Source organism: Streptomyces sp. NPDC002309 (assembly GCF_053593375.1).
This window is the reverse complement of record NZ_JBSFCI010000031.1, coordinates 91544-100232: the sequence shown is the minus strand read 5'-3', so window position 1 is coordinate 100232 and position 8689 is coordinate 91544. Positions and strand designations below refer to the sequence as shown.

Annotated in this window: 10 protein-coding genes; 4 read left to right on the top strand and 6 right to left on the bottom strand. The window is 72.6% G+C overall.

Going from position 1 to position 8689, the window contains the following annotated elements:
- Nucleotides 1–103: biotin carboxylase N-terminal domain-containing protein (locus ACWCPM_RS24860; protein ID WP_382268234.1), on the bottom strand; the 103-nt coding region annotated here is incomplete at its 3' end.
- Between the two features lie 332 nt (nt 104–435).
- On the opposite strand from ACWCPM_RS24860, the gene ACWCPM_RS24855 reads away from it, so the two are divergent.
- Complete coding sequence (locus ACWCPM_RS24855) at nt 436–999, top strand: hypothetical protein (protein WP_450978466.1); 564 nt, start codon at nt 436–438, stop codon at nt 997–999.
- Here ACWCPM_RS24855 and ACWCPM_RS24850 read toward each other — a convergent pair.
- The 4 genes from ACWCPM_RS24850 to ACWCPM_RS24835 form a co-directional block, all read right to left on the bottom strand.
- Nucleotides 968–1588: a Maf family protein gene (locus tag ACWCPM_RS24850; protein WP_450978458.1), complete on the bottom strand. Its 621-nt coding sequence runs from the start codon at nt 1586–1588 to the stop codon at nt 968–970. The genes ACWCPM_RS24855 and ACWCPM_RS24850 overlap by 32 nt on opposite strands.
- A gap of 31 nt (nt 1589–1619) precedes the next feature.
- A complete protein-coding gene (gene mmpB / locus ACWCPM_RS24845) occupies nt 1620–1748 on the bottom strand; it encodes a morphogenic membrane protein MmpB (RefSeq protein WP_450978457.1) in 129 nt (42 codons plus the stop codon).
- 124 nt (nt 1749–1872) lie between these two features.
- The gene (locus ACWCPM_RS24840) at nt 1873–2082 is read right to left on the bottom strand and encodes an acyl-CoA carboxylase epsilon subunit (protein WP_450978456.1); all 210 of its coding nucleotides are present in this window, start codon (nt 2080–2082) and stop codon (nt 1873–1875) included.
- 39 nt (nt 2083–2121) lie between these two features.
- Nucleotides 2122–3732: an acyl-CoA carboxylase subunit beta gene (locus ACWCPM_RS24835; protein ID WP_450978455.1), complete on the bottom strand. Its 1611-nt coding sequence runs from the start codon at nt 3730–3732 to the stop codon at nt 2122–2124.
- Nucleotides 3733–3841: 109 nt separating this feature from the next.
- Between ACWCPM_RS24835 and ACWCPM_RS24830 the strand changes: the two genes are divergently transcribed.
- Entirely contained in the window at nt 3842–4705 is an 864-nt protein-coding gene (locus ACWCPM_RS24830) for a biotin--[acetyl-CoA-carboxylase] ligase (protein WP_450978454.1), read from the top strand.
- A gap of 92 nt (nt 4706–4797) precedes the next feature.
- Complete coding sequence (locus ACWCPM_RS24825) at nt 4798–5904, top strand: adenylate/guanylate cyclase domain-containing protein (protein WP_450978453.1); 1107 nt, start codon at nt 4798–4800, stop codon at nt 5902–5904.
- Between the two features lie 12 nt (nt 5905–5916).
- On the opposite strand, the gene ACWCPM_RS24820 is transcribed toward ACWCPM_RS24825, so the two are convergent.
- On the bottom strand, nt 5917–7512 hold the full coding sequence (locus ACWCPM_RS24820; protein ID WP_450978452.1) for a hypothetical protein: 1596 nt from the start codon (nt 7510–7512) through the stop codon (nt 5917–5919).
- Nucleotides 7513–7736: 224 nt separating this feature from the next.
- Here ACWCPM_RS24820 and ACWCPM_RS24815 point away from each other — a divergent pair, with 224 nt between their 5' ends.
- A complete protein-coding gene (locus ACWCPM_RS24815; RefSeq protein WP_450978451.1) occupies nt 7737–8537 on the top strand; it encodes an enoyl-CoA hydratase/isomerase family protein in 801 nt (266 codons plus the stop codon).
- Nucleotides 8538–8689 lie beyond the last annotated feature (152 nt).

The window sequence follows — 8689 nt, the reverse complement described above, 5'->3', positions numbered from 1 at the left end:
CCGGTTCGGCGTAGACGGCGACGCTCGCGATACCGGCGTCCCGACAGGCCCGGGCCACGCGGACAGCGATTTCGCCACGGTTGGCGATGAGCACCTTGCGCACGATTGAGGCTCCCTCCTTGAAACAAGCCGAGTTTAGGGACTGCCGACACGGCACTTCGACCCGTCCCCACTGGTGAGCTTGCCCACACGGAGCGTGATGCGAGGCTTGCTCGACCTACGAAATCCCTTGTCGCAGCGCGGCACCCAGGACTCCTCCGGGAAACCCTAGCCCTCCCATGTGGCCAAGGTCTCTGTGAGAGCGTGCCGCGCCCCACTCCGATTCTTTGTCGAGTCCCTACGAATGGCCCAATGATTCTTTGCCTACGGCGCAACCCTTGTCCCGCGGTTTACCCGTTAGTAGCGTGCGCGATGTACTCGGACGTACTCGGGGTAATGGCCCCGTGTGGCGGTACGGCGGCCGAAAGTGGGTGGGGACCGGTGGTGCGCAGGCCGGTGGCGTGGATCGTGGCGCTCGTGCTCGTCGCCGAGGGATTCGGCATCGCGGCGCTGCAGTGGATCATGGGCATGATGGTCGACAACCAGGACATGTCCCTGGCGGGTCTCGACCCGGACGTGATGTCCCTGTCCTCGAAGATCGGCGGCGTGCTCTTCGGGCTCTACTTCGCCCTGTGCGGCGTGATCGCCCTTCGGGTCGCCGTGCGCGACCGCGCCCCGGCCGGGCTCGGGCGTGTCCTGCTGATCAGCGTGGCAGTGGTGCACGGCGTGCTGGGGGCGGTCTCCTGGGGGCTGGTGGGCTCGGACGCGTTCCTGTTCCTGATGGTCGCGATGGGCCTCGTCGTGCTGCTCCTGATGACGTACGACGGCCACGAGCGGCCCGCGTCCCGGAAGGCGGCGGACGACGCCGACGACCCGGACGGGGCGGGGAGGCCGCCGCAGGGCGTCTCCCCCGTCACCGACGCCCCGGTCAGCCCTCCACCGGCGCCCACAGCTCCGTGATCCCGACGCCCAGTTCCGCCAGCAGACGGCGGACCAGGGGCAGGCTGATGCCGATCACGTTCCCGTGGTCGCCGTCGATGCCGTCGATGAACGGCGCGGAGCGGCCGTCGAGGGTGAACGCGCCGGCGACGTGGAGCGGCTCGCCGGAGGCGACGTACGTGGCGATCTCCTCGTCGGTGGGGTCACCGAAACGGACGACCGTGGAGGCGGTGGCGGAGGCGTACCGCCCGCTCAGGGTGTCGTAGACGCAGTGGCCCGTCTGGAGGGTGCCGGCCCGGCCGCGCATCGCCTTCCAGCGCGCCGTGGCCTCCGCGGCGTCGGCCGGTTTGCCGAGCGCCTCGCCGTCCAGGTCGAGCACCGAGTCGCAGCCGATCACCAGGGCACCCTTCACGTCGGGCCGGGCGGCCACGACGGATGCCTTGGCCTCGGCGAGCGCGAGTGCCAGCTCCGCGGGCGTGGGCGCGGTCACGGCGTCCTCGTCGACGCCGCTCACGATCACCTCGGGGGCGAGTCCGGCCTGCCGCAGCAGTCCGAGCCGGGCGGGGGACTGGGAGGCGAGCACGAGTCGGCGGTGCGGCTGATCAGTCATGCGGCCAGCGTATCGGCGTACTCCGAACGGCTCATCCCAGGCCGATCACGATCATCGCGAGAACCATGGCCAGCGCCATGAGAACGCCCAGCCGCCACAACATCACCTGCATGTCGCGCAGTTCCTTCGGCGGCTCGTTCTCCGGGTCGGACCACAGCATGCCGTCGATCGTCGGTCGGCGGTGCCGGGCGGCGCCTGAGTACGCGTACTCAACTTGAACGGACGGGGCCCGGGTTCCCCCGGCCGAGGGAACCCGGGCCCCGTCCGGGTGCGGCGGAGGTGCCTCAGGCCGGCCAGTAGGTGCGCGCCCACGCCGTCGGCCCCACGGGCGGCATGTGCTGGGCGGCGAGGCGGGCCGGGTCGGACCAGGAGTCCCGCGGGCGGGGCGCGCCGGGCGGCAGGGCCGACGCCGCCGCGGCGCGGGCGCGGACCACCGCCAGGGCGGCGGCCAGCTCCTCCGGGGTCGGATTGCCCCGTACGACCTTGATCGTCATGTCTGCTCCAGGAGCTCGGGGTCGTCTGGACGGGATCGGCTAGAGGGGGATGTTGCCGTGCTTCTTCGGAGGCAGGGATTCCCGCTTGGTGCGCAGCTGACGCAGACCGCGCACGATGTGCCTGCGGGTGTCCGACGGCATGATCACCGCGTCGACGTAACCGCGCTCGGCCGCGACATAGGGGTTGAGGAGGGCGTCCTCGTACTCCTGGATCAGCCGCGCCCGCGTCCCCTCGACGTCGTCCGCCTCCGCGATGGTGCGGCGGTGCAGGATGTTCACGGCGCCCTGGGCGCCCATCACGGCGATCTGGGCGGTCGGCCACGCCAGGTTGAGGTCGGCGCCCAGGTGCTTGGAGCCCATGACGTCGTAGGCGCCGCCGAAGGCCTTGCGCGTGATGACGGTGATCAGCGGGACGGTGGCCTCGGCGTAGGCGTAGATCAGCTTGGCGCCGCGGCGGATGATGCCCTCGTGCTCCTGGTCGACGCCGGGCAGGAAGCCGGGGACGTCGACGAAGGTGATCACCGGGACGTTGAACGCGTCGCAGGTCCGCACGAACCGCGCGGCCTTCTCGCTGGCCGCGATGTCGAGGCAACCCGCGAACTGCATCGGCTGGTTGGCGACCAGACCGACCGGACGGCCCTCCACCCGGCCGAAGCCGGTGATGATGTTCGGCGCGAACAGCGGCTGCGTCTCGAAGAACTCGCCGTCGTCGAGGACGTGTTCCAGCACCGTGCGCATGTCGTACGGCTGGTTCGCGCTGTCCGGGACCAGCGTGTCCAGCTCGCGGTCCTCGTCGCTGAGGACGAGGTCCGCCTCCTCCGGGAACGCCGGGGGCTCGCTGAGGTTGTTGGACGGCAGGTACGACAGCAGCTGCTTGACGTACTCGATGGCGTCCTTCTCGTCGCCGGCCATGTGGTGGGCCACGCCCGAGGCGGTGTTGTGGGTGCGGGCGCCGCCCAGCTCCTCGAAGCCGACGTCCTCGCCGGTGACGGTCTTGATGACGTCCGGGCCGGTGATGAACATGTGCGAGGTCTGGTCGACCATGATCGTGAAGTCGGTGATGGCGGGCGAGTACACCGCGCCGCCCGCGCAGGGCCCGACGACCAGGCTGATCTGCGGAATCACGCCCGAGGCATGGGTGTTGCGGCGGAAGATCTCGCCGTACGCCCCCAGTGAGGCCACGCCCTCCTGGATGCGGGCGCCACCGGAGTCGTTGATGCCGATGACCGGACAGCCGGTCTTCAGCGCGAAGTCCATCACCTTGACGATCTTCTGCCCGTAGACCTCGCCGAGCGCCCCGCCGAAGACGGTGAAGTCCTGCGAGAACACCGCGACCGGACGGCCGTCGACGGTGCCGTAGCCGGTCACCACGCCGTCGCCGTAAGGGCGGTTCTCCTCCAGGCCGAAGTTGGTGGAGCGGTGCCGGGCGAACTCGTCCAGCTCCACGAAGGAATCCTCGTCGAGCAGCAGCGCGATCCGCTCACGTGCCGTCAACTTGCCCTTCGCGTGCTGCTTCTCGACGGCGCGAGCGGAGCCGGCGTGCGTCGCTTCCTCGATACGGCGCTGGAGATCCGCGAGCTTCCCCGCGGTCGTGTGGATGTCGATCTCTTGACGCTCTTGACGCTCTTGACGCTCTTCCGGCTCGGACATCGGGATGCGGCTCCCTGCCTGCTCAAAAGGGGGACGGTTACTCATCCGTAGCGTAGTGGGGGGCCCACCGATCGGCAGTGCGGCGTTTACCACACCTAGGGTGGCTTGCATGACGCCCCGAGACTCCTCAGACCCGAGCAACCGCTGGACCGATCTGGACCGGCCGCCGCTGAACCCCGCGGCCCTGCGCAAGGCACTCGTGCGCGAGGGGGGCCTGTGGTCCGAGGTGCACGTGGTGCAGCGGACCGGCTCCACCAACTCCGACCTGGTGGCCCGGGCCGTCGAGGGCCGGGCCGCGGAGGGGGCGGTGCTGATCGCCGAGGAGCAGACCGCCGGGCGGGGCCGCCTCGACCGGCAGTGGACGGCCCCGCCGCGCTCCGGCCTGTTCTTCTCGGTGCTGCTGCGCCCGGCGGAGGTCCCGGTGGCCCGCTGGGGCTGGCTGCCGCTGCTCACCGGCGTGGCCGTGGCCACGGGCCTGTCGCGGGCGGCCGGGGTCGACGCGGCACTCAAGTGGCCCAACGACCTGCTGGTGACGGTGGACCGCGAGGAGCGCAAGGCCGGTGGCATCCTCGCCGAGCGGGCGGGGGACGACGGCGTGGTCATCGGCGTGGGCCTGAACGTCTCGTTGCGTGAGGACGAGCTGCCGGTGCCGACAGCGGGCTCGCTGGCGCTCGCCGGGGCGGTGAACACGGACCGGGACCCGCTGCTGAGGGCCGTGCTGCGGTCGCTGGAGGAGTGGTACCGGCGGTGGCGGACCGCCGGGGGCGACCCGGTGTCCAGCGGCTTGCAGGAGACGTATGCCGCCGGGTGCGCCACGCTGGGGAGGGTGGTCCGCGCCGAACTGCCGGGAGACCGGTCGATCGTCGGCGAGGCGGTCGCGGTGGACGGCGACGGCCGGTTGGTGCTGGCGACGGAGGCGGGCATGCAGGAACCGGTCGGTGCCGGTGACATCGTGCACTTGAGGGGGGTTTGACCGCGGTGCCGGAGGGAGTGACCTGGGGCACAGCTGACGTAAAGTTGGGGCCGGTCGATACCTGACCGCGGCAGATCGGAAGGGCAGCAGGCGTGACCGTCGACGACACGGGCTCCGGCACGGACCCGCAGGGCGCCGACTCCGGCGAGGACCCGCTCGCCCTGCGGCTCGAAGGGCTCATCCTGGGCGCCGAGCGGCGCTACACACCGTTCCAGGCGGCCCGTAGCGCCGGCGTGTCCATGGAACTGGCCTCCCGCTTCTGGCGCGCCATGGGCTTCGCCGACATAGGCCAGGCCAAGGCGCTCACCGAGGCGGACGTCCTGGCGCTGCGGCGCCTGGCGGGTCTGGTCGAGGCGGGGCTGCTCAGCGAGGCGATGGCCGTGCAGGTGGCCCGCTCCACCGGACAGACCACCGCCCGGCTCGCGGAGTGGCAGATCGACTCCTTCCTGGAGGGCCTGACCGAGCCGCCCGAGCCCGGCATGACCCGCACCGAGGTGACCTACCCCCTCATCGAGCTGCTCCTGCCGGAGCTGGAGGAGTTCCTCGTCTACGTCTGGCGGCGCCAGTTGGCCGCCGCGACCGGACGGGTCGTACAGGCGGGCGACGACGAGGAGATGGTGGACCGGCGGCTGGCCGTCGGCTTCGCCGACCTGGTCGGGTTCACACGGCTGACGCGCCGCCTGGAGGAGGAGGAACTCGGCGAGCTGGTCGAGGCCTTCGAGACCACGGCGGCCGATCTGGTCGCGGCGCGGGGCGGCAGACTGATCAAGACCCTGGGCGACGAGGTGCTCTACGCCGCGGACGACGCGGGGGTCGCCGCCGACATCGCGCTGCGGCTCATCGAGACCCTCGCGAACGACGAGACGATGCCCGAACTGCGCGTCGGCATCGCCTTCGGCACGGTCACGACCCGTATGGGCGACGTCTTCGGGACGACGGTGAACCTGGCCTCTCGGCTCACGTCCATAGCGCCACGGGACGCCGTCCTGGTCGACAGCGCCTTCGCCGAGGAGCTGATCCGCAGCGGTGAGGCTCCCGCCTCCGAGGCGGAGGCGGCCGAGGCCGCGGCGGCCGCCGAGAAGGAGGGCGAGGAGCCGCCGGCGTACCGCTTCGGGCTCCAGCCGATGTGGCAGCGACCGGTGCGCGGGCTGGGCGTGGTCGAGCCGTGGCTGCTCACGCGGCGGGACGGCGCGCTGTAGCGGGACCTCGGCTCACCCCTGGGTGAGGGACCCCAGACACAGGTCGAGGACCGGCACGCACAGGACGGGCCGGTCGGGCGGTGGGGCCGGGGCGCTCGGAGCCGGTGTCGGCGCGGGGGCCGGGCTCGCGGTGGGCGGGCGCGGGGGCGGTGGGGTGTGGCCCGTGCCGCCGGTTCCTGTGGGGGGCTGCGGGGCCGTCGGCACGCCGGGAGCGTTCGAGGCGTCCGGGATGGTCGTACCCGTGTCCGTGCCTGTACCCGTGCCCGGGACGTGTGCGTCGGTCCGTGCGGACGCACGCGGAGAACCGGGCGCGGTGGGCGTCATGCCGTGCGCGTGAGGCGTGCCTGGTCCGCTCAGCGGGCCGGAGGCGGAGGGCCCCGCGGTACCGGTGCCGGGGGTCACCGGCGCGGAGGTGTTCGCGGCCTGCTCGCTGCTGACCGCCGAGTCCGGGGTGGGTCCGGCCGCCCTGGTTCCGCTGCCGCCGCCGAGCCCGGAGTCCGGCGCCAGGTGCACGAGGCTCAGGAAACCGGAGGCCAGGGCGAGGGCGCCCGCCGCGAGGAGAAGGATCTTGCGGGTCCGGGGCCGACGGTGCCGTCCACGACTGCCGGCGCTCCAGGCGCCTTGGGGCGCGGTGGCGGGCGGCTCGGCCTCTCCGGCGTCGGGGGCGTCGGGCGCGCCGAGGGCGCCGTCGCGGGGCTGCGTGCTCGGTGACGGGCGGGAGCCGCGCTGGGTCGCGTCGTTGCCCTGACTGTTCAGCCGCCCGTTGCCGGGGGTGGCGGATCTGGCGGGTTCGGCGGGTGGGGTGTTGCCGGGGGCGACCTTGGATTCGGTGGATCGGGCGGATTCGGTGGATTCAGTGGGCGGGGTGTTGCGCGGGCCGCTTGTCGGCCTGGGGGGTGTGGTGTGGTCCGGGCCGGTTGTGGGGCCGGTGGTGGGCTTGTTGCGGTCAGGTCCCGTTGTGGGGCCGGTGGTGGGCCTGGTGTGGTCCCGGCCGGTTGTGGGCTTGGTGGGCCGGGTGCTGTCCGGGGCGGCTGCAGGGGTGGTGGGTGGGTCGATCGGCGTGCTTGCCGCACGGCTGGTGGGCACGGCGATCGCCGGGGCGGTTTTCAGACGGGTGCGAAGGGCTTCCGCCGGGGTGCTTTCCTGGTGGCCGCCCCGGGGGCTTCCGTGACCGTTCTCCTGGGTGCTTCCCTGGCCGTCCTCCGGTGTGCTCGGGCGGCCGTCCTCCCCGGCGACCGCGCTACCGGCGTTCTGGCTGTCCACCGGTTCCGGGTGCCGGTCTCCGGGACCGGTCCTCGGGGTGCTTCCCTGGGCGTTCCCCGGGGCGCTCTCCCGGTCGTTCTGCTGGGCGCTTCCCTGATTCTTCCGCTGGGTGCCGCCCTGGGTGCGCTGTGAGGTGCCGCCCTGGCCGTCTCCCTTCGGGATTCGCCGGCCGTCCCTCTGCGGGCCCCCCTTGCCGTCCCTCCGCGGGCCCGCTTGGGCGTCCTTCGGCGTGCTCCCCTGGCCGTCCTTCGCGGCGCCACCCTGGCCGCTTCCCTGGGTGGTGCTTCCCTGGCCGTTCCGTTGGCCGTTTCTCGACGGGACGCCCGTCGGCGTGTCGGTCCTCATGCCGGTTCCTCCCCGATGCCCCTGCGCCCCCCCGGTGCGCCATGGCGCTCGCACGCTATGCGCTCGCGCCGGGGCGGGGGAGTGAGTCGGGCGGTATGTCACTCGAACGGGGTGTCGGAGGGTGATCCGGGAACCCGGGCGCGCCAGGGACCGGCCTTCCCCCGGCGGGGCTGGGCTGGAATGATCGTCGAGTCTTGTTAACCCGCGTTAACCGGGAGGGTGTCATGAGCGAGGAGCGGTTCGGGGAGTTCGTGCTGGTGCGGCGGCACGGGGACGGGCATGTCGCGGAGCTGGCGCTGGACCGGCCCAAGGCCATGAACGCCGTGTCCACGGAGATGGCCAGGTCGATCGGCGCGGCGTGCGCGGCGCTCGGCGCGGACCGGGCGGTGCGGGCGGTCGTGGTGACGTCGACGCATGAGCGGGCCTTCTGCGTGGGAGCCGACCTCAAGGAGCGGAACTCGCTCAGTGACGCGGAGCTCGTCCGGCAGCGGCCGGTGGCGCGGGGGGCGTACACCGGCGTGCTCGAACTGCCGGTGCCGACCGTGGCGGCGGTGCACGGGTTCGCGCTCGGGGGCGGGTTCGAACTGGCGCTGTCGTGCGATGTGATCGTGGCGGACGGTACGGCGGTGGTGGGGTTGCCGGAGGTGTCCGTGGGGGTGATTCCCGGAGGCGGCGGCACACAGCTGCTGCCGCGGCGCGTCGGGGCGGCGAGGGCTGCCGAGCTGATCTTCACCGCGCGGCGCGTCGAGGCGCCCGAGGCGCGCGAGCTGGGGCTGGTGGACGTGCTCGTGGAGGAGGGACGGGACCGGGAGGAGGCGCTCGCGCTGGCCTCCCGGATCGCCGCGAACTCCCCGGTGGGCCTGCGCGCCGCCAAGCGGGCCCTGCGACTGGGGCACGGACTGGACCTGTCGGCGGGACTGGAGGTCGAGGACGCGGCGTGGCGCTCGGTGGCGTTCTCGGGTGACCGGGCGGAGGGCGTCGCGGCCTTCAACGAGAAGCGCAGGCCCGAGTGGCCGGGCGAGTGACGGACGCGTCGCGGGCTGGGCGGGTGCGCCGCGTCGCACCGGTCAGGTGGACGTGCCGTGTCGTGTTGCTCCGGCGGTTGCTCGGGTGAGGTGGACGTGCCGTGTGGTGCTGCTCCGGCGGTCGCGCGCCGGTCCGGTGAACGCGCCGGTCC